Raw genomic sequence first — 19867 nt, forward strand, 5'->3', positions numbered from 1 at the left:
CCCTACGGTTCTTCGTCCCTGTCCCCACGGGTGTTCCGGACCGTTCACAAGAGAGAGTGTGAGGGTGCTCGTACTCGTCGCTCCCGGCCAAGGCGCTCAGACGCCCGGCTTCCTGACTCCCTGGCTCGACCTCCCCGGTGCCACCGACCGCATCGCGGCCTGGTCCGACGCCATCGGGCTCGACCTCCTGCGCTACGGCACCGAGGCGGACGCGGAGGAGATCCGCGACACCGCGGTGGCCCAGCCGCTGCTGGTCGCCGCCGGTCTGCTGTCGGCCGCCGCGCTCGACGCCTCGCCGGACGTCGTCGCCGGCCACAGCGTCGGTGAGATCACCGCCGCCTCGTTCGCCGGTGTCATCGGCGCCGAGGCCGCGCTCCGCTTCGTCCGTACGCGTGGGCTCGCCATGGCCGACGCGGCCGCGGTCACCGAGACCGGGATGGCGGCGCTGCTCGGCGGCGACCCCGAGGTCACCGTGCCCCACCTGGAGAAGCTCGGGCTGACCCCGGCGAACGTCAACGGGGCCGGCCAGATCGTCGCCGCGGGCACCGCCGCGCAGATCGCCGCGCTCACCGAGGACAAGCCGGAGGGCGTGCGCCGCGTGGTGCCCCTGAAGGTGGCCGGCGCGTTCCACACGCACCACATGGCGCCCGCGGTCGAGCGGCTGCGCGCGGCGGCCGGGGACCTGGACGTCTCGGACCCCTCGGTGACGTACGTCTCGAACGCCGACGGCAAGACCGTCGCCACGGGCCACGAGGTCATCACCCGGCTCGTCGGCCAGGTCGCCAACCCGGTCCGCTGGGACCTGTGCATGGAGACCTTCAAGGAGATGGGCGTCACCGCGCTCATCGAGGTCTGCCCCGGCGGCACCCTCACCGGCCTGGCCAAGCGGGCGCTGCCCGGCGTCCCGACCCTCGCGCTCAAGACCCCCGACGACCTCGACGCGGCCCGCGCGCTCATCGCTGAGCACGCGGGCGCCTAAGGAGCCCGAGAGCATGTCGAAGATCAAGCCCAGCCAGGGCGCTCCTTACGCGCGGATCATGGGTGTCGGCGGCTACCGTCCGACCCGGGTGGTGCCCAACGAGGTCATCCTGGAGACGATCGACTCCTCCGACGAGTGGATCCGCTCCCGCTCCGGCATCGCGACCCGCCACTGGGCCTCCGAGGAGGAGACCGTGGCCGCGATGTCCGTCGAGGCGTCCGGCAAGGCCATCGCGGATGCCGGGATCGCCCCCGAGCAGATCGGCGCGGTCATCGTCTCCACGGTCTCGCACTTCAAGCAGACCCCGGCCATCGCGACCGAGATCGCCCACAAGGTCGGCGCCGGCAAGCCCGCCGCCTTCGACATCTCGGCCGGCTGCGCGGGCTTCGGCTACGGGCTGACCCTGGCCAAGGGCATGATCGTCGAGGGCTCCGCGGAGTACGTGCTGGTCATCGGCGTCGAGCGGCTGAGCGACCTCACCGACCTGACGGACCGGGCCACGGCCTTCCTGTTCGGCGACGGCGCCGGAGCGGTCATCGTCGGCCCCTCCAAGGTGCCCGCCATAGGCCCGACCGTCTGGGGCTCCGAGGGCGACAAGTCCGAGACGATCAAGCAGACCGTGGCATGGAACGACTTCCAGCTCGGCGACGTCACGAAGCTGCCCCTCAACGACCGCGGCGAGGTCAAGTTCCCCGCCATCACGCAGGAGGGCCAGGCGGTGTTCCGCTGGGCCGTCTTCGAGATGGCGAAGGTGGCCCAGCAGGCGCTGGACGCGGCCGGGATCTCCGCGGAGGACCTGGACGTCTTCATCCCGCACCAGGCCAACATGCGGATCATCGACTCGATGGTGAAGACGCTGAAGCTGCCGGAGAGCGTCACGGTCGCACGTGACGTGGAGACCACCGGCAACACCTCGGCCGCCTCGATCCCGCTCGCCATGGAACGGCTCCTGGCGACCGGTCAGGCCAAGAGCGGCGACACCGCGCTCGTCATCGGCTTCGGGGCGGGTCTCGTCTACGCCGCGACGGTCGTTACTCTCCCCTAGGCACTCCGGGCTTTTCGCCCGGACGCCCGAACCCAGCAGAAACACATCGAAGGAGCGCCGAAATGGCCGCCACGCAGGAAGAGATCGTCGAAGGTCTCGCGGACATCGTCAACGAGATCGCCGGTATCCCCGTCGAGGACGTCCAGCTGGACAAGTCCTTCACGGACGACCTGGACGTCGACTCGCTGTCCATGGTCGAGGTCGTCGTCGCCGCCGAGGAGCGCTTCGACGTGAAGATCCCGGACGAGGACGTCAAGAACCTCAAGACCGTCGGCGACGCCGCGGACTACATCCTCAAGCACCAGGACTGATCCAGCCGGTTCGTGTGTCGCCACCCGGCGGTGGCGCCGCTGATTCACGACCCCCTACACGTGGAGAAGATTTTCCAGTGAACTCGACCAATCGCACCGTGGTCGTCACCGGTATCGGCGCAACCACTCCGCTGGGTGGCGATTCCGCATCGACCTGGGAAGGTCTGATGGCCGGGCGTTCCGGCGTCAAGCCTCTTGAGGGCGAACGTTTCGCCGAACTGCCTGTCCGGATCGCGGCCCTGGCGGCCGTCGATCCCGCTGACGTCCTGCCCCGTCCGCTCGCCCGCCGGCTGGACCGCTCGGCGCAGTTCGCGCTGATCGCGGCCCGTGAGGCGTGGGCGGACGCGGGTTTCACCGGCAAGGCCGGTGAGGACGAAACGATCCAGCCCGAGCGGCTGGGTTCGGTGATCGCCTCCGGCATCGGCGGCGTGATCACCCTGCTCGACCAGTACGACGTGCTGAAGGAGAAGGGCGTACGCCGCGTCTCCCCGCACACCGTGCCCATGCTCATGCCCAACGGCCCGGCCGCGAACGTCGGCATCGAGGTGAACGCCCAGGCGGGCGTCCACACCCCGGTCTCCGCCTGCGCCTCGGGTGCCGAGGCGATCGGGTACGCCGTAGAGATGATCCGCACCGGCCGTGCCGACGTGGTCCTCGCCGGCGGCACCGAGGCGGCGATCCACCCGCTGCCGATCGCCGCGTTCGCCAACATGATGGCGATGTCCAAGAGCAACGACGAGCCGGAGAAGGCTTCCCGCCCGTACGACGTGGGCCGCGACGGCTTCGTCCTCGGCGAGGGTGCCGGTGTCGTCGTCCTGGAGTCCGCGGATCACGCGGCGAAGCGCGGCGCCCGGGTCTACTGCGAGGTGCTGGGCCAGGGCCTCTCGGCCGACGCCCACCACATCGCACAGCCGGAGCCGACGGGGCGCGGCATCGCCGCGGCGATGCAGAACCTGCTGGACCAGACGGACCTCAAGCCGTCGGAGATCGCCCACCTGAACGCCCACGCGACGTCCACCCCGCAGGGTGACCTCGCGGAGGTCAAGGCGCTGCGCTCGGTGCTGGGCGACGACCTGGACCACGTCGCGATCTCCGCGACGAAGTCGATGACGGGCCACCTGCTCGGTGGTGCGGGCGGCATCGAGACCGTGGCGACGGTCCTGGCGCTGCACCACCGGATGGCTCCGCCGACGATCAACGTGGACAAGCTGGACGAGGAGATCGAGGCGGACATCGTCCGGGACGCGCCCCGGGCGCTTCCGGAGGGGCCGATCGCGGCGATCAACAACTCGTTCGGCTTCGGCGGCCACAACGTGGTGCTGGCGTTCCGCAGCGTCTGACGCGCTTGCGCGTCCGCGCAGCTTTGAAGCCCGTACCCCTCACGTGGGGGTGCGGGCTTCGTCGTGGTTTCGGGGGCTCTGCCCCCGGGCCCCCGCTCCTCAATCGCCGGAGGGGCTTGATTTGCCCCGGTATCAGACGACCTGGTGGAGCCAGCGGACCGGGGCGCCCTCGCCCGCGTGGCGGAAGGACTCCAGCTCGTCGTCCCAGGGCTTGCCCAGGAGCTTGGCGATCTCCGCCGCCAGATCCGTCTCACCGCCCGCGGAGCGGGCCAGCGCGGCACGGAGCCGGTCCTCGGGGACCAGGATGTCTCCGTGCATGCCGGTGACGGCGTGGAAGATGCCCAGCGCGGGCGTGGAGCTGTAGCGCTCGCCCTCCGCGGTGGGCGACGGCTCGGCCGTCACCTCGAAGCGCAGCAGGTCCCAGCCACGCAGCGCGGACGCCAGCTTGGACGCCGTGCCGGGCCGGGCCCGCCAGGAGAATTCGGAGCGCCAGGTGCCCGGCGCGGCCGGCTGTCTGATCCAGTCGAGCTGCACCCGCCCGCCGAGGACTCCCGCCACCGCCCATTCGACATGTGGGCAGAGCGCGCGCGGTGCGGAGTGAACGTACAGGACTCCACGTGTCGTCACCGGGACCTCCAGTGTGGGACGAGGTTCGCCTTCCCCAGCGGCCTGTCATCAGTAAACAGCATCGGGAGTTATTCTCCGGAAAAGCGACAGTATGTGACGCGGTGTGATGTTCGGATGCCACCCGAGTGGAGCCGGGAGCCGCGAAAGCCACTGGTTCGACGGGGAAAAGCTACCGCGCCCCGGTATCGGAGGTGTGACGTACCGTCGGTCCCGGGGCCCTTCTTCGCTCAGTCTTCACCCGGCGGAGCGGCGGGGCACGAACAGGAGGAGACCAGGCAATGCCGGATCGGTCCGTACGCCACCGCTCGCGCACCGCACTGGCCGGGGTGGCCGCTCTGGCCTGCCTCGGCTCGGCGGCGCTGGCCGGCTGCGGCTCGGGGTCCGACGGGACGACGAAGGGCTCGGCGGCCGCGCACCGGCCGTCCCCGGCGGCGGGCCCGGTCTGGGACCCGCGCCCGAAGTCGATCGCGGCGGTGGGGGACTCCATCACGCGCGGCTTCGACGCGTGCTCGGTGCTGGCCGACTGCCCTGAGGTCTCCTGGTCGACCGGCACGGACAGCGCGGTACGCAGCCTGGCCGTTCGGCTCCTGGGCGCGTCCGGCGCGGTGGATCACAGCTGGAACCACGCGGTGACGGGTGCCCGGATGGCGCAGTTGCCGGAGCAGATGGCGCTGGCGGCGGACGAGGACCCGGACCTGGTGACCGTGATGATCGGCGCCAACGACGCCTGCCGGGACTCGGTGCGGTCGATGACCCCGGTGGCGGACTTCCGGAGGTCGTTCGAGACCTCGCTGCGCGAGCTCCGCGCCGGGGCGCCGAAGGCACAGGTGTACGTGTCGAGCGTGCCGGACCTGAAGCGGTTGTGGTCGCAGGGGCGCGCCAATCCGCTGGGCAAGCAGATCTGGAAGCTGGGCATCTGCAAGTCGATGCTGTCCGACGCGGACGACATGGGCGCGGCGGCGGTGGCCCGGCGCACGGCCGTCCAGGAGCGGGTCGTGGCCTACAACGAGGTGCTGCGCGAGGTGTGCGCGAAGGACCGCCGCTGCCGGTACGACGGCGGGGCGGTGTTCGACTACCGGTTCACGGGCAAGCAGCTCAGCCAGTGGGACTGGTTCCACCCCGGCCGCAACGGGCAGGCGCGGCTCGCCGAGATCGCCTACCGAAATGTCACGGCGGTGCGGCCGCCCGCGTAAAGTTGCTGATCATGGAGACGCGTTCGGGCACGGTGATCGGTACGGAGCACTTCGGCACCCTCGCGGACGGCACCGCGGTGCACCGCTGGACGCTGGAGCGGGACGGCACGCGGGTGCGTGTCCTGACGTACGGCGGCATCGTGCAGTCGGCCGAGGTGCCGGACCGGGACGGCGTTCGGACCGGGATCGCCCTCGGGCTGCCCGACCTGGCCTCGTACCAGGAGTACACGGCGCCGTACTTCGGCGCGCTCGTCGGCCGGTACGCGAACCGGATCGGCGGGGCGTCCTTCGAGCTGGACGGCCGTACGCACCACCTCACTCGCAACGAGGGCCGCAACCAGCTGCACGGCGGGGTCCGCGGATTCGACAAGCGGGTGTGGGACGCGCGCGCGGTCCCGGACGGGGTGGAGCTGTCCCTCGTCTCGGCGGACGGCGAGGAGGGGTTCCCCGGGCGCGTCGAGCTGACGGCGGCGTACACGCTGGACGAGGGCGGGGCGCTGCGCATCGCGTACCGAGCGGTGACGGACGCGCCGACCGTGCTGAACCTGACGAACCACACCTACTGGAACCTCGCGGGCGCCGACAGCGGCAGCGCGCTCGGCCAGCGGCTGCGGATCGCGGCGGGGGCGGTCACCCCAGTGGACGCGGAGTCGCTGCCGACCGGTGAGTTCCTGCCCGTGGAGGGCACGCGCTTCGACTTCCGCGAGCCCCGGCCGGTGACCGAGGGCTACGACCACAACTACGTGCTCGACGGCACGGGTCCGGCGGCGGAGCTGCACGACGAGGGGTCGGGGCGGGTGCTGACGGTGACGACGACGGAGCCCGGGCTCCAGCTGTACACGGCGGACCACTTGGACGGACGGCCGTTCGGCCCGTGCGCGGGGGTCGCCCTGGAGACCCAGCACTTCCCGGACTCGCCGAACCGGCCGGAGTTCCCGAGCACGGTGCTGCGGCCGGGCGAGGAGTTCACGTCCACGACGGTGTACGGGTTCTCGGTGCGCTGAGCTCAGTCCTCGGCGGCGGCCGTCTCGCCCTTGGCCGCGTCGTCCGCCGCCTCGTCGCCGACCAGGCCCCGCGCCAGCAGGGTCGCCCCCGCGACGGCGCCGGGCATGAGGAACACGGCGACGAACGGCAGCATGAAGGCCAGCCCCAGCGGTACGCCGAAGCCGAGGGTGCGCATGCGGTGGCCGCGCAGCAGGGCGAGGCGGTCCTTCAGCACCATGCCCCGGCGTTGGAGGGCGACGGCGGTCAGCTCCTCGGCCAGGAAGTACCCGGTGACGCAGAAGCCCAGGACGGGGACGACGGTCTGCCCGGCCACGGGCACGAATCCGAGGGCGAAGAGCAGGATCGCGTAGAGCCCGACCCGGATCAGGACGCGCATGCTGTCGCGGGCGGAGATCCACAGCTCCCGCCAGAGCGGCAGCCCCGATTCGGGGACCGTGCCGCCCTCGGTGCGCTCGACCTCCTCGGACAGCGACTCGTAGAAGGGCTGGCCGACCAGCAGGGTCACGGCGGTGAAGGTGATCACGGCCAGGAACAGGCCGAGGACGAAGACCAGCACGGTCAGGGTGTTGCGCAGCAGGGCCGGCCAGGGCGAGGACCAGTCGTCGGCGAAGGGTGTCGCCCACGCCACCAGGTCGTCGGCGCCGTAGCCGAGGCCGACGAGGGCGCCCGCGTACAGCAGGAGGGTGATCAGCCCGGGCAGGAGCCCTATGCCGAACCACTTGCCGTGGCCGAAGACCCAGCGCTGGCCCTTGATCAGAAAACCGAGCCCCGCACCAAGATCACGCATGGCGTCAGCCTAACGGGACCCGGACGGGGCTCGGTTCAGTGGTGCGGGAGCGGTCAGGCGACCGCGAGGTCCACCTTGATGTTGCCGCGCGTGGCGTTCGAGTACGGGCAGACCTGGTGGGCCTTCTCGACGAGCGCCCGCGCGGTCGCCGTGTCCACGTTCGGGATGGTCGCGGTGATGGCGACCTCCAGGCCGAAGCCGCCGGCCTCGGTCTTGCCGATGGAGACCGCCGCGGTCACCGTGGAGCCGGAGATGTCGGCCTTCTCCTGGCGGGCGACGACGCCCAGCGCGCCCTGGAAGCAGGCGCTGTAGCCGGCCGCGAAGAGCTGCTCCGGGTTGGTGCCGGCGCCGCTGCCGCCCATCTCCTTCGGCGGGTTGACGACGACGTCGAGCTTGCCGTCGTCCGAGGCCACGCGACCGTCACGGCCGTTCTCGGCGGTGGCGACGGCGGTGTACGCGACGGCTATGTCCTGAATGGTCATGCTGAGGATTCCTCCTGCTGATGCGCCGCGACTCGCGCCCACGATCGCGACGGCCTGGGTTGAGCCTAACGGGTGCGGGAAGGGCGGTTCAGCCGAGGGAGACGATCATCTTCCCGGTGTTCTCGCCGCGCAGCAGGCCGAGGAAGGCGTCGACGCCGTTCTCGATGCCCTCGACGACGGTCTCGCGGTACTTCAGCTCGCCCGAGGCCAGCCAGCCGGCCACGTCCTGGACGAACTGCTGCTGGAGGTCCTGGTGGTCGGCGACGAGCATGCCCTGGAGGCGCAGCCGCTTGCCGATGACCAGCGCGAGGTTGCGCGGGGCGGGGGTGGGCTCGGTGGAGTTGTACTGGGCGATCATGCCGCAGATGGTGGCGCGGCCGTGCACGTTGAACGAGGAGATCGCGGCTTCCAGGTGCTCCCCGCCGACGTTGTCGAAGTAGACGTCGATGCCGTCGGGGGCGGCCTTGCGCAGCTGTTCGGCGACGGGGCCGTTCTTGTAGTTGAACGCGGCGTCGAAGCCGTACTCCTCGGTGAGGAGCTTGACCTTCTCGTCGGAGCCGGCGGAGCCGATGACCCGGGACGCGCCCTTGATCTTCGCCATCTGGCCGACCTGGCTACCGACCGCACCGGCGGCGCCGGAGACGAAGACCGCGTCGCCCTCCTTGAAGGACGCCACGTCGAACAGGCCGGCGTAGGCGGTGAGCCCGGGCATGCCGAGGACGCCGAGGTAGGCGGAGAGCGGGGCGATCGAACCGTCGACCTTCACCGCGTGCTGGGCGGGGACGCTCGCGTACTCGCGCCAGCCGAGGCCGTGCAGGACGTGGTCGCCGACCTGGAAGCCCTCGGCGTTCGACGCGACGACCTCGCCGACGGCGCCGCCGTCCATGGGGTGGTCGAGCTTGAAGGGCGGGGTGTACGACTTCACGTCGTTCATCCGGCCGCGCATGTACGGGTCCACGGAGAAGTGCAGGTTGCGCACGAGGACCCGGCCCTCGGCGGGGGCCGCGACCGGGGCCTCACGCAGCGCGAAGTCCTCGGCCTTCGGCCAGCCGTGCGGGCGGGCGGTGAGGTGCCATTCGCGGCCGGAAGCGGGAAGAGCTGCAGACATGGGCTCGGGGTCTCCTCGGTGTGGGGGTGCTGGTGTCGCGGTGGCGAAAAAGCTTCACCACATGAAACAACCATGCTCCTGGATATTTCACCTTGTCAAGCAACTGGGTATCCTGTGTCCCATGGCCCCCCCGCGCACTGATCCCCTGACCCTCGAAGTCATCGAGCTCATCGGCAGCGTCGTCGCGCGTTACTACGAGGAATACGACCGGGCCGCCGCCGAGCACAGCCTCACGGGCGCGCAGGCCCGGGTGCTGGGACTGCTGTCCGTCGAGCCGCTGCCCATGCGCCGGATCGCCCAGAAGCTGAAGTGCGAGCCGTCCAATGTGACCGGGATCGTGGACCGGCTGGAGGCGCGCGGCCTGGTGGAACGGCGCCCGGACCCGGCCGACCGCCGGGTGAAGCTGGCCGCGCCGACCGAGCGGGGTGCGGCGACGGCCGCGCAGCTGCGCGACGCGCTGGACTTCGCGCGGGAGCCGCTGGCCGGGCTGTCCGCGGCGGACCGGACGGTGCTGCGGGACCTGCTGCGGCGGATGCTGGGCGCGTGAGCGGCGCCGCGCCCTCCGGGCCGTTCGGGCCCCGTGAGTTCCAGCTCGTCCTGTTGCGCCGGATGGCGGACCACCAGCCGGGGGCGGTGGAGGACGCCCGGCGGGAGCTGAGCGCGACGCCCGCCGAGATGCGGGAGGCGAACCGGCGCTGGCAGGCCATGGTCCGGGCGCCGGGCGGGCGAGGCGCGCTGCGGCGCTACCGGGCGGTGCTCGGGGAGCCGGAGTCGACGGGGCACCGGGTCCTCGGCGACCTGGAGTTCGACGTGCTGCTGTGGCCGGTGCCGCTCTGGCCGGAGCTGCGGTTCGAGGTGATGGTGGCGCCGGGCGGGGCGGTGTGGAACGAGTGGCTGGTACGGGCGCCGGGCGCTGCCGCGCCGGTGCTGCTCGGGGTGGACGACCTCGTGCCCTGGTCGTGCACGGTCGACGAGGTCGCCCGGGCCTTCGCCCCGGCCCGCCCGATGGAGGGGAGCGCGCCGACGCGGTTCGCGCTGCGGCTGGGGGGCGCGGCGGAGTCGTGGGTCGCGGAGTTCACGTGGGGGTTGCTGCAGCGGGTGCTGCCGGAGACCGACGGGGCCGGGATCGCCTGACGGACCGGATCGCGCGCAACGCGCTCGACACGCCGTCAGGTTGTCCCTCCTCCGGCTCAGTCCAGCGGGCGTGGGGGCCCCGAACGGCGCAGGCTTTCAGGAGAGCCGGCTGTCCGTCGGTCGCCCTCAACGCTCTCGGGAGGAACCCGCCGTGACCGTCAGCCTTGAGCAGTTGCGCCGTTGCCATGTAGCCGTCGACCTGGGCGCCGCCCGCACCCGGGTGTACGTGAAGGGGCCCGGCCTCGTCGTGGACGAGCCGAGTGTCGCCGCCGTCAACACCCGTACCGGCTCACTGATCGCCGTGGGCGCGCTCGCCGAGCAGATGACCGGCCGCACACCGGACTACATCCGGGTGGCCCGGCCCGTGTCCGGCGGGACCGTCGTGGACATCGAAATGGCCCAGCGCATGCTGCGCCACCTGCTCGGTGAGAAGCTCCGGCGCCAGTTGCGCCGCAAGCCCTGGCTGCGCGCCGCCGCCTGCACCCCGCACGACAGCGACCCGCTGGCGCGGCGGGCCTCCGTGGAGACCCTGGTCGGCCTCGGCGCCCGGCGGGTGGAGCTGGTCGACACCCTGATCGCGGCGGCCGTCGGCTGCGGGCTGCCGGTCGAGCAGCCGACCGCGACCATGATCATGGTGTGCGGGGCCGCGACGACGCAGATCGCGGTCCTCTCGCTCGGCTCGATCGTGACGGCGGTACGCCTCCCGGTCGGCGGCGACGCCATCGACCACGCGGTCATCCAGCACCTGCGCCAGCACCACGAACTGATGCTGCCGAGCCAGTCCGTGCGCCCCCTGCAGCTCGCCCTGAGCGGCAACGGGCTGACCGCACAGGGCCCCTCGGTCACCGAGATCCACGGCCGCGACGTCGCCACCGGCCTCGCCCGGTCCGTCAAGGTCGACACCGCCGCCATCCGGCAGGCGATCCACCGCCCGCTCACCGCGGTGCTCGACGGCGTCGGCAAGGTGCTGCGGGACTGCCCGCCCGACCTGGTCGCCGACCTCGCGGACTGCGGGATCACGATGGTCGGCGGGAGCGCCCTGCTGCCCGGTCTCGACCAGATGCTGCGCGACGCGACCGGCGTGCCGGTGCACATCGCGGAGCGGCCCGACACCTGCTCGATCCTCGGCCTGGGCGCCATGATGGAGGGCGAGATCAGCCCTCTGGTGCTCGACCCGCTGGCGAGCTGACCCCGGCGGGAGCGTCGGATGACGGACCGGCCGGCCGGATCGCTCCCGGACCGCGGCCTGCCCGGGTCGCCGCTGCTGCCCCGGCTCCTCGAAGCCGTGCTGAGCGTCGGCTCGGACCTCGGACTCCGGGCCACGCTCCAGCAGATCATCGACACCGCGACCGCCCTGACCGACGCCCGGTACGGGGCGCTGGGGGTACTGGACCCCGGCCGCGGCACCATCCGCGAGCTGTACGTGTGCGGGATGTCCGAGGACGAGCGGGCGGCGATCGGTGACTTCCCGGACGGCCACACGGGCCTGCTCGGCGCGCTCGTGGACGCGCCGGGCCCGCTGCGCTCCGACGACCTCCCGGCCGATCCGCGTGCCACGGGCACCCCGCCCGGGCATCCCCCGATGCGCTCGTTCCTCGGCGTCCCGATCCGGGTCCACCACGAGGTCTTCGGCAACATCTACCTCGCCGAGAAGCACACCGGCCACTTCACGGAGACCGACGCGGGGCTGCTGAAGGTCCTGTCCGCACAGGCGGGCATCGCGATCGGCAACGCCCGGCTGTACGAGAGCGCCCGCCAGCGGGAACGCTGGATCGAGGGCGCGGCGGCCGTCACCAACACCCTGCTCACCGGAGCGAACCCGTCCGACGCGCTGATGACGGTGGCGGAGCGGGCGCGGCTGCTCAGTGACGCCTCGGCCGGGGTGATCCTCCAACCCACCGAGGAGGGCGGGATGGAGATCGTCGCCGCCTCGGGGCCGGAGGACCCGGCGGGGCTGCTGGGGACGGCGATCGCGCCCGGTTCGCCGGTCCTGGTGCAGTTGCTGGGCGGCGAGGCCGTGTTCATCGAGGACTCGGCGTCCGATCCCCGGATGACGACGCCGGTGCGGTCGCGGTTCGGCCCGAGCATGATGCTGCCGTTGGAGAGCGGGGGCCGGCTCATCGGGACGCTCGCCCTGCCCCGGCGGCGCGGAGCCCGCCCGTACACCGGCGTGGACCGGCTGCTGGCCGCCCAGTTCGCCTCGCAGGCCGCGCTGGCGCTGGTGCTGGCGGACTCGCAGCAGGACCGGGAGCGGCTGGCGGTCTACGAGGACCGCGACCGGATCGCGCGGGACCTGCACGATCTGGTCGTCCAGCGGCTGTTCGCCACCGAGATGATGCTGGAGTCGACGCGCCGCAGGGCCGGTGCCGGGGAGACGGGTGCGCTGCTCGGGACGGCCGTCGACGAGCTGGACTCCACGATCCAGGAGGTGCGGACGGCGATCTTCGCCCTCCAGCAGCCGCCCGCCGAGGCCCCCGCCACCTTCCGGGGCCGGGTGCTGCGGGAGACCGGGGGCGCGGCGGCGGTGCTCGGCTTCCAGCCGTCGGTGCGGTTCGCCGGGGCGGTGGACGCGCTCGTCGCGGAGCCGGTCGCCGGGCGGTTGCTCGCGGCGCTGCGCGGTGCGCTGGCGGCGGCGCACCGGCGGGCCGGGATCTCGGCGATCGAGGTGGACGTGGACGCGACGGCCGCCCTGCCGGACGGACGGGGCGCGGTCCGCCTCACGGTGGCGGACGACGGGCGCGAGCCGGACGGTTCGCGGGCGGAGCCGGTGACCTGGGAGGCGCCGCTGTAAGGGCGCCGGGCGTCATGGCCCGGGAGCGGCCCTCAGGGCGACCCGGGTGTTCGAGTGGGCGACGCCCGCCTCGCGTTTGAGGCGGCGCAGCAGGGTGTCGAGGGCCGCGGTGTCGGCTGCGGTGGCGCGTACGAGATAGTCGTGGCCGCCCGTCACGTGCACGACCTCGGTGATGCCGGGCAGGGTCAGCACCGCCCGTTCGAAGGTCTCGTTGGTGGTGTCCATCCGCAGGGTCACGTCGATGAAGACGACGAGCCCGGTGCGGGTGTCGGCGGCCGGGTCCACGATCACCGTGAAGCCGCGGATGACGCCGTCCTTGCGCAGCCGCCGGACCCGGTCGGCCGCCGCGTTGGCGCTGAGCCCGACCCGCACGCCGAGGTCGCGGTACGAGATCCGCGCGTCCTCCTGGAGGACGCCGAGGATTTCCCTGTCCAGACGATCCATGGTCCCCATTGTCGCAGTTTCACCGCATATGCGAAGAGCGAGAGATGTCCCCCGTACGGAGCAGGCCGACGGGCTCACGGCCCGTGGCCGTCCTTGACTGGGCGTGTGGACACAGCCGCGAAGCAGTCACCCGCACCCGTGGACGCCCCTGGCTCCGCCGCGTACCGGAACCTGATCATGGCCACGATCGGCTTCACGCTCACCTTCTGGGCGTGGAACCTGATCGCGCCGATGTCGGGCGACTACAAGGACCGCCTCGGCCTGAGCTCGTTCCAGCAGTCGCTGCTCGTGGCGGTGCCGGTGCTGGTCGGCTCGCTGGGCCGCATCCCGGTGGGCGCGCTGACCGACAAGTTCGGGGCGCGGCTGATGTTCCCGCTGACCTCGGCGCTGACCATCCTGCCGGTGCTGCTGCTGATCCCGGCGAAGGACTCGTACGGGGCGATGCTCGCCGTGGGGTTCCTGCTGGGGGTCGGCGGCACGACGTTCGCGATCGGCATCCCGCTGGTCAACTCGTGGTTCCCGCCCGCCAAACGCGGTCTCGCGCTCGGCGTCTTCGGCATGGGCATGGGCGGCGTCGCGCTGTCCGGCTACTTCACGCCGCGCATCGCCAAGCACGGCGACAACCTGCCGTTCCTCGTGGTCGCCGCCGCCCTCGTGGTGTACGCGGCGCTCTCCGGGCTGCTCATCAACGACCACCCGGACCGCAAGGTCCCCACCGATTCGCTGGCGCACCGGCTGGGTTCGGCGGGCCGGCTGCGGGTGACCTGGGAGCTGTCCGCGCTGTACGCGATCGGCTTCGGCGGCATCGTCGCGTTCGGCGTGTACCTGCCGACGTACCTCAAGACCTGGTACGAGCTGACGCCGACGGACGCCGGTACGAAGGCGGCCGGGTTCGCCCTGGTCACCGTCATCTTCCGGCCGATCGGCGGCTGGCTCTCGGACCGCGCCCACCCGGCGCTCGTCACCTCGGTGGCCCTGGGGGTGGCCGCCCTGATGGCGATCGTCCAGGCCTTCGACCCGCGGCTCGACCCGACCGGCACGATCGCGCTGCTGGTCATGGCGGCGGGGCTGGGCACGGCGAGCGGCAGTGTCTTCGCCCTGGTCTCGCAGGTCACCCCGCAGGCGAAGGTGGGCAGCGTGACCGGCATCGTCGGCGCGATGGGCGGGCTCGGCGGATTCGTGCCGCCGCTGGTGATGGGCGCGATCTACAGCGCGAAGGACTCGTACTCGATCGGCTTCATGCTCCTGTCCGACCTGGCGCTCGCGGGCTGTGTGTACGCGTACGGGCGCATGCGGAACGTGCAGCGGGACGGGTGAGGGGCGCGGCGCGTCCACCGGGCGCGCGATGGGCGGTGGACGCCGGGGCATGAGGGGCGGTGCGCGCCGGGGCGTGAGGCGGGCCTCATCCAGCCGGTTTCCCGGGCCGGGGTGAGCGTGCCGATCTAGGGTGCGCAGGGTGATGCCACTTCTGCCCGCACTCCAGGACGTGTCCGGTCCGGCAGCCGCCCGCGAGGCCGTCCGGTTCGACGACGTCACCCTCACCTACTCCGGGCTGGCCCGGCAGACGGACGCGCTGGCGGCCCGCCTCACCGGCGCCGGCCGGGTCGCCGTCTGGGCCACGCCCACCGCGCACACCGTCGTCGCGGTGGTCGCCGCGCTCCGGGCCGGGGTGCCGGCCGTCCCGCTGAACCCGAAGACCGGGGAACGGGAACTGGCGCACATCGTCGCCGACAGCGCGCCCTCGCTGGTGCTCGCCTCGCCCGACGACGTGCTCCCGCCCGCCCTGGCCGGCCTCGGACGCCTCGACGTCACCGCCGCGCTCCCTGACCCCGCGCCCGTCGCCGCCCTCCCGGAACCCGATCCGGAGTCCGCCGCGCTCGTCGTGTACACCTCCGGGACGACCGGCCCGCCGAAGGGCGCCGTCCTCCCCCGCCGGGCGCTCGCCGCCTCGCTGGACGCGCTGGAGGACGCCTGGCGGTGGACCTCCGACGACGTCCTGGTGCACGCGCTCCCCCTGTTCCACGTGCACGGGCTGATCCTCGGCGTCCTGGGCCCCCTGCGCCGGGGCGGCTCGGTGCGCCACCTGGGCCGGTTCTCGCCGGAGGGCGTGGCCCGGGAGCTCGCCTCGGGCGGCACGATGCTGTTCGGCGTACCGACCATGTACCACCGGCTCGCCGAGGCGCTGGCGGACCCGGACGCGTCGGCCGGGCTCGCGAAGGCCCTGGCGGGCGCCCGGCTGCTGGTCTCCGGATCGGCCGCGCTGCCGGTCCACGACCACGAGCGCATCGCGGCGGCGACCGGTCGCCGGGTCATCGAGCGGTACGGGATGACGGAGACCCTGATGAACACGGGCGTACGGGCCGACGGGGCCCCGCGCCCCGGCACGGTCGGTCCGCCCCTGCGCGGGGTGGAGCTGCGCCTGGTCGAGGAGGACGGCACCCCGCTCACCGGCCCGGACGCGATCGGCGAGATCCAGGTGCGCGGCCCGAACCTGTTCACCGGCTATCTGAACCGGCCCGACGCCACGGCCGCCGCGCTCACCGCCGACGGCTGGTTCCGCACGGGCGACATGGCCACGCTCGACCCGGACGGCTATGTGCGCATCGTCGGCCGCAAGGCGACGGACCTGATCAAGAGCGGCGGCTACAAGATCGGCGCGGGTGAGATCGAGAACGCGCTGCTCGACCACCCCGGTGTCCGGGAGGCGGCGGTCACCGGCGAGCCCGACGCGGACCTGGGCGAGCGGATCGTGGCCTGGGTGGTGCCCGCCGACCCGGCCGCCCCGCCCACCGCCGAGCAGCTGGCGGACCATGTCGCCGCCCAGCTCGCCCCGCACAAACGCCCGCGCACCGTCCGCTACCTGGACGCGCTGCCCCGCAACGACCTCGGCAAGATCATGAAGCGGGCGCTCCATGGCTGAGCGGCTGACGGCACGCGAGGCGATCGCCGCCCTCACCGACGCCTTCACCGAGCTGCCCGCCCCCGCCGGCGACACCGACGGCGACGGCCCGCTCGGCTGGACCGGCTACGCGGACTCGCGGGCCCGGGCCACCGCCCGTACCGGCGAACAGGAGTCCGTCGTGCACGGCACCGCCACGGTCGGCGGCCACCCGTGCGTACTGATCTCCTTCGAGTTCGGGTTCCTGGGCGGGTCGCTCGGGCAGCGCACCGGGGACCGGCTCGAAGCGGCGTACGAGGAGGCGATCACGCGGCGGCTACCGCTCGTCTCGCTCATCGCGACGGGCGGCAGCCGGATGCAGGAGGGCATGATCGCGCTGACCCAGCTCCAGCGGGTGGCGCGGGCCTCGGCCCGGCTGCGGGCGGCGGGCCCGGCGCAGCTCGCGGTGGTGCGCGATCCCACGACCGGCGGCGGCTGGGCCACGCTGGGCGCGGGCGCGGATGTGATCCTGGCGGTGCCCGGGGCGCAGATCGGGTTCGCCGGGTCGCGGGTGCGTCCGGCGGACGCCGACCCCGCCGCGTACACCGCCGAGGGGCAGTTCGCGGCCGGTTCGGTCGACGCGGTCGTGGCGCCCGGGGAGCTGCCGGCCACGGTCGGCCGCTGGCTCGGCCTGCTCGCCCGCCGGGACGGCCCGTCCTCCCCCGCCCCGGTCCCGGCGGCGCTCGCGGCGACGGACGCTCCGGAGACGGGCTGGGACGCGGTGCTCCGGGCGCGGGCGGTGGACCGGCCGCGCGCCGGGGCCTATCTGGACGCCTACTTCGAGGCGCGCCTGCCGTTGAGCGGCGACCGCTGCGGGGGCACGGACCCGGGGCTGCTGTGCGGTTTCGGGGTGCGCGAGGGGCGTGCGGTGGCGTACGTGGCGCAGTGCGGTACGGCGACGCGCCCGGCCGGATACCGCACGGCGGCCCGGGTGATCCGGCTCGCCGACCGGCTCGGCGTCCCGGTCCTCACGCTGATCGACACCCCGGGCGCGGCCAACGACGCGGAGGCGGAGCGGGCGGGCGCGGGGGCGGCCATCGCGGACGCCTTCGCGGCGGTGGCCGCGGCCCGGGTCCCGGTCACCACGCTGGTGATCGGCGAGGGCGGCTCGGGCGGGGCGCTGGCGCTGGCCGCGCCGGACCACACGCACGTCACCCCGGACAGCTATTTCTCGGTCATCGCGCCGGAGCTCGCCGCCGCGATCCTGAAGCGCTCCCCGGACCGGGTCCGGGAAACGGCCGGCCAACTGCGGCTGCGCCCGCAGGACCTGGTGGACCTGGGCGTGGCCCGCTCGGTGGCGGGCCCGCGAGCCGACAGGCAGGGGACGTGAAGGCTGGCTAGCGTGAACAGGGGAGCATTCACCCGGACGAGGAGATGACCACGATGCCCGCAGAACCGACCGAGGGCACACCGTGCTGGGCCGACGCGACGTTCACCGATCTGGAAGGCGCCAAACGCTTCTACGGTGAGCTGCTGGGCTGGACGTTCGGCGAATCGCTGCCGGAGTACGGCAACTACACCCAGGCCCACGTGGACGGCAAGGCGGTCGCCGCGCTGATGCCGCCGGGTCCGGGCGGGATGCCGACCGGCTGGTGCCTGTACCTGGCCTCGCCGGACGCGGCCGCCACCGCGTCGAAGATCCGCGACAACGGCGGCACCGTCCTGGTGGAGCCCATGCGGGTCGGCGAGTTCGGCACGATGGTGCTGGCCACCGACCCGGGCGGGGTGACCTTCGGCGTCTGGCAGCCCGGCAGCCACAAGGGCTTCGAGACCGGCATGGTCTCCGGTGCCTTCACCTGGGCCGAGATCTTCACCCGCGCACCGGAGAAGGCGGACGCCTTCTTCCCGTCGGTCTTCGGGTACGGCGTGCAGCGCATGGTGGACGACGGGGCCGACTTCACGCTCTACGACCTGGGCGCCGACCCGGTCCTGGGCCGCATGAGGATGACGGAGGACTTCCCGCCGGAGGTGCCGGCGTACATCAACGTGTACTTCGCGGTGGACGACTGCGACGCGGCGGTGGAGAAGGCGAAGTCGCTGGGCGCGACGCTGCGGTTCGGCCCGATGACGATCCCGTTCGGCAGGTTCGCCGCGCTCACGGACCCGCAGGGCGCGCCGTTCTCGGTGTTCGACAGCGGCACGACGGCCGGCGAGCGGCCGGAGCTGGCTCGGGAGCGGGAGGCGTAGAGCCCCCTCACGCCTCGGGGTTGCGCGCGTCGTATCGGGCGAAGCCGGGCCACCGGAGCGCGAGCAGCCCCACGGCGACGGCACACGCGATCCCGCCCCCGGTGACGGCGAGGCCCGGCGAGGTGAGGTCCGCGGCGGACCCGGCCAGGAAGTCCCCCAGCCGGGGCCCGCCGGCGACCACCACGATGAAGACGCCCTGGAGCCGGCCGCGCAGCTCGTCCGGCACGGCCGCCTGGAGCATGGTGTTGCGGAAGACCATGGACGTCGTGTCGGCGGCCCCGGCGAGCGCGAGGAACAGGATGCCGAGCCAGAGCTGCCGGGTGAGCCCGAAGACGGCGACGGCGGCGCCCCAGCAGGCGACGGCGACCAGAACCGCGAGACCGTGCCGCCGGACGCTCCCGAGCCACCCGGAGAACACCCCGCCGAGGAGCGCCCCCAGCGCCGGTGCGGCGACGAGCAGTCCGGTGGTCTTCGCGTCGCCCCCGTACCAGAGGACGGCGACGACGGGGAAGAGCGCGCGGGGCTGGGCGAGGACCATGGCGCACAGGTCGCTGAGGAACGTCATCCGCAGATTCGGCCGGGTCCCGAGGAACCGCAGCCCGTCCAGCACGGAGGCCCGCTTCCGGTCCGCCGCGTCGTCCCGCTCGGGGAGCATGGAGGGCAGCCGCCACATCGCGTAGAGGGAGGCCGTGAAGGTGACGGCGTCGACCCCGTACGCGGCGCGGTAGCCCCACCAGCCGACGATGAGGCCGCCGAGCATGGGCCCGACGAGCGTGCCGGTGGTGCTGGTCATGGAGTTCAGCGCGTTGGCGGCGGGCAGCTGCTCGGCCGGCAGCAGCCGGGCGATCATGGAGCTGCGGGCGGGCGAGTTGAGCGCGAAGCAGACGGCCTGGAGCGCGACGACCCCGTACAGCACCCCGACCTGCTCGACCCCGGCGACGGTGATCCCGACGAGCGCCACCGACAGCAGGAACGACCCGAAGGCGCTGACCAGCCCCAGCTTCCGCCGGTCCACGGTGTCCGCGACGGCACCGCCGTACAGCCCGAACACCACGAGCGGCACCAGCGAGCACGCCCCGATGAGCCCCACGGAGAACGCCGATCCCGTCAGGTCGTACACCTGCAACGAGACCGCGAGCGCGGTCATCCCCTGCCCGATCCAGGACACGGTGTTCCCGAACCAGAGCCGCCGGTAGTCGGGCGAGATCCGCAGGGGGGTCAGATCGGCGAATATCCGCCCACGCGGCGCCGGCTCACCGGCGGCGGCATCGGATTCGGTCAGGGATTCGGTCACGCGGAATGGTATCGACCACCCACCCGGCGCGTACGCGCCGGTCGGATCGATTCTGCTCGGTGGGGCGGGTGGGACTCGAACCCTAACCAGTGACGCGTCCCACCTGCGACGACGCCCAAACACTGGACATTCCGCCAGATTTCCATCCGCCTCGATCCCGCTCGGCCGGGGGGACGTCAGGCGTTCGCCACGCCACCCCGCC

General features: G+C 72.8%; 20 protein-coding genes. 14 read left to right on the top strand and 6 right to left on the bottom strand.

Annotation, left to right across the window (positions count from 1 at the left end; all coding sequences use genetic code 11):
- Positions 1 to 64: 64 nt before the first annotated feature.
- From AB0L33_RS10945 to fabF, 4 genes are all read left to right on the top strand, one after another.
- Complete coding sequence (locus tag AB0L33_RS10945; RefSeq protein ID WP_365679848.1) at positions 65 to 979, top strand: ACP S-malonyltransferase; 915 nt, start codon at positions 65 to 67, stop codon at positions 977 to 979.
- A 13-nt stretch (positions 980 to 992) separates the two neighbouring features.
- Positions 993 to 2024: a ketoacyl-ACP synthase III gene (locus AB0L33_RS10950; protein ID WP_073965316.1), complete on the top strand. Its 1032-nt coding sequence runs from the start codon at positions 993 to 995 to the stop codon at positions 2022 to 2024.
- 62 nt (positions 2025 to 2086) lie between these two features.
- The gene (locus AB0L33_RS10955; RefSeq protein ID WP_365679850.1) at positions 2087 to 2335 is read left to right on the top strand and encodes an acyl carrier protein; all 249 of its coding nucleotides are present in this window, start codon (positions 2087 to 2089) and stop codon (positions 2333 to 2335) included.
- A 77-nt stretch (positions 2336 to 2412) separates the two neighbouring features.
- Positions 2413 to 3675 carry a beta-ketoacyl-ACP synthase II gene (fabF, locus tag AB0L33_RS10960; protein WP_365679852.1) on the top strand — a complete coding sequence of 421 codons (1263 nt, stop codon included), beginning with the start codon at positions 2413 to 2415 and terminating at the stop codon, positions 3673 to 3675.
- Between the two features lie 132 nt (positions 3676 to 3807).
- Here fabF and AB0L33_RS10965 read toward each other — a convergent pair whose 3' ends face one another.
- Positions 3808 to 4302 carry a DUF3145 domain-containing protein gene (locus tag AB0L33_RS10965; protein WP_365679855.1) on the bottom strand — a complete coding sequence of 165 codons (495 nt, stop codon included), beginning with the start codon at positions 4300 to 4302 and terminating at the stop codon, positions 3808 to 3810.
- Between the two features lie 278 nt (positions 4303 to 4580).
- Between AB0L33_RS10965 and AB0L33_RS10970 the strand changes: the two genes are divergently transcribed.
- Together AB0L33_RS10970 and AB0L33_RS10975 are read left to right on the top strand one after the other, a co-directional pair.
- The gene (locus tag AB0L33_RS10970) at positions 4581 to 5495 is read left to right on the top strand and encodes an SGNH/GDSL hydrolase family protein (protein ID WP_365679857.1); all 915 of its coding nucleotides are present in this window, start codon (positions 4581 to 4583) and stop codon (positions 5493 to 5495) included.
- An 11-nt stretch (positions 5496 to 5506) separates the two neighbouring features.
- Complete coding sequence (locus tag AB0L33_RS10975; protein WP_365679859.1) at positions 5507 to 6499, top strand: aldose epimerase family protein; 993 nt, start codon at positions 5507 to 5509, stop codon at positions 6497 to 6499.
- 2 nt (positions 6500 to 6501) lie between these two features.
- On the opposite strand, the gene AB0L33_RS10980 is transcribed toward AB0L33_RS10975, so the two are convergent.
- From AB0L33_RS10980 to AB0L33_RS10990, 3 genes are all read right to left on the bottom strand, one after another.
- Positions 6502 to 7287: an EI24 domain-containing protein gene (locus tag AB0L33_RS10980; protein WP_365679860.1), complete on the bottom strand. Its 786-nt coding sequence runs from the start codon at positions 7285 to 7287 to the stop codon at positions 6502 to 6504.
- 53 nt (positions 7288 to 7340) lie between these two features.
- Positions 7341 to 7769 carry an organic hydroperoxide resistance protein gene (locus tag AB0L33_RS10985; protein WP_365679862.1) on the bottom strand — a complete coding sequence of 143 codons (429 nt, stop codon included), beginning with the start codon at positions 7767 to 7769 and terminating at the stop codon, positions 7341 to 7343.
- A gap of 88 nt (positions 7770 to 7857) precedes the next feature.
- Positions 7858 to 8877: an NADP-dependent oxidoreductase gene (locus AB0L33_RS10990; RefSeq protein WP_365679863.1), complete on the bottom strand. Its 1020-nt coding sequence runs from the start codon at positions 8875 to 8877 to the stop codon at positions 7858 to 7860.
- Between the two features lie 121 nt (positions 8878 to 8998).
- On the opposite strand from AB0L33_RS10990, the gene AB0L33_RS10995 reads away from it, so the two are divergent.
- The 4 genes from AB0L33_RS10995 to AB0L33_RS11010 all read left to right on the top strand — a co-directional run bounded on the left by AB0L33_RS10995 (position 8999) and on the right by AB0L33_RS11010 (position 12802).
- Positions 8999 to 9424 carry a MarR family transcriptional regulator gene (locus AB0L33_RS10995; protein ID WP_365679865.1) on the top strand — a complete coding sequence of 142 codons (426 nt, stop codon included), beginning with the start codon at positions 8999 to 9001 and terminating at the stop codon, positions 9422 to 9424.
- On the top strand, positions 9421 to 10011 hold the full coding sequence (locus tag AB0L33_RS11000; protein WP_365679867.1) for a hypothetical protein: 591 nt from the start codon (positions 9421 to 9423) through the stop codon (positions 10009 to 10011). Before AB0L33_RS10995 ends, AB0L33_RS11000 begins: the two co-directional genes overlap by 4 nt.
- A 151-nt stretch (positions 10012 to 10162) precedes the next feature.
- On the top strand, positions 10163 to 11200 hold the full coding sequence (locus AB0L33_RS11005; protein ID WP_365679869.1) for a rod shape-determining protein: 1038 nt from the start codon (positions 10163 to 10165) through the stop codon (positions 11198 to 11200).
- An 18-nt stretch (positions 11201 to 11218) separates the two neighbouring features.
- Positions 11219 to 12802, top strand: a complete 1584-nt coding sequence (locus tag AB0L33_RS11010; RefSeq protein ID WP_365679871.1) for a GAF domain-containing protein — start codon at positions 11219 to 11221, stop codon at positions 12800 to 12802.
- 12 nt (positions 12803 to 12814) lie between these two features.
- Here the strand turns inward: AB0L33_RS11010 and AB0L33_RS11015 are convergent, their stop codons facing one another.
- Positions 12815 to 13246, bottom strand: coding sequence for an Lrp/AsnC family transcriptional regulator (locus AB0L33_RS11015; protein WP_026171549.1), 432 nt, complete (start codon positions 13244 to 13246; stop codon positions 12815 to 12817).
- Positions 13247 to 13351: 105 nt separating this feature from the next.
- Between AB0L33_RS11015 and AB0L33_RS11020 the strand changes: the two genes are divergently transcribed.
- The 4 genes from AB0L33_RS11020 (at position 13352) to AB0L33_RS11035 (ending at position 18371) form a co-directional block, all read left to right on the top strand.
- Positions 13352 to 14563, top strand: a complete 1212-nt coding sequence (locus AB0L33_RS11020) for an MFS transporter (RefSeq protein WP_365679873.1) — start codon at positions 13352 to 13354, stop codon at positions 14561 to 14563.
- A gap of 139 nt (positions 14564 to 14702) precedes the next feature.
- The gene (locus tag AB0L33_RS11025; RefSeq protein ID WP_365679875.1) at positions 14703 to 16166 is read left to right on the top strand and encodes an acyl-CoA synthetase; all 1464 of its coding nucleotides are present in this window, start codon (positions 14703 to 14705) and stop codon (positions 16164 to 16166) included.
- Positions 16159 to 17514, top strand: a complete 1356-nt coding sequence (locus AB0L33_RS11030; protein WP_365679877.1) for a carboxyl transferase domain-containing protein — start codon at positions 16159 to 16161, stop codon at positions 17512 to 17514. Before AB0L33_RS11025 ends, AB0L33_RS11030 begins: the two co-directional genes overlap by 8 nt.
- A gap of 53 nt (positions 17515 to 17567) precedes the next feature.
- Positions 17568 to 18371: a VOC family protein gene (locus AB0L33_RS11035; RefSeq protein ID WP_365679879.1), complete on the top strand. Its 804-nt coding sequence runs from the start codon at positions 17568 to 17570 to the stop codon at positions 18369 to 18371.
- A 7-nt stretch (positions 18372 to 18378) separates the two neighbouring features.
- On the opposite strand, the gene AB0L33_RS11040 is transcribed toward AB0L33_RS11035, so the two are convergent.
- Positions 18379 to 19605 carry an MFS transporter gene (locus AB0L33_RS11040; protein ID WP_365680130.1) on the bottom strand — a complete coding sequence of 409 codons (1227 nt, stop codon included), beginning with the start codon at positions 19603 to 19605 and terminating at the stop codon, positions 18379 to 18381.
- Positions 19606 to 19867: the final 262 nt, after the last annotated feature.

The sequence above is a fragment of the Streptomyces sp. NPDC052299 genome, assembly GCF_040679335.1.
In the GTDB taxonomy this organism is placed as follows: Bacteria; Actinomycetota; Actinomycetes; order Streptomycetales; family Streptomycetaceae; genus Streptomyces.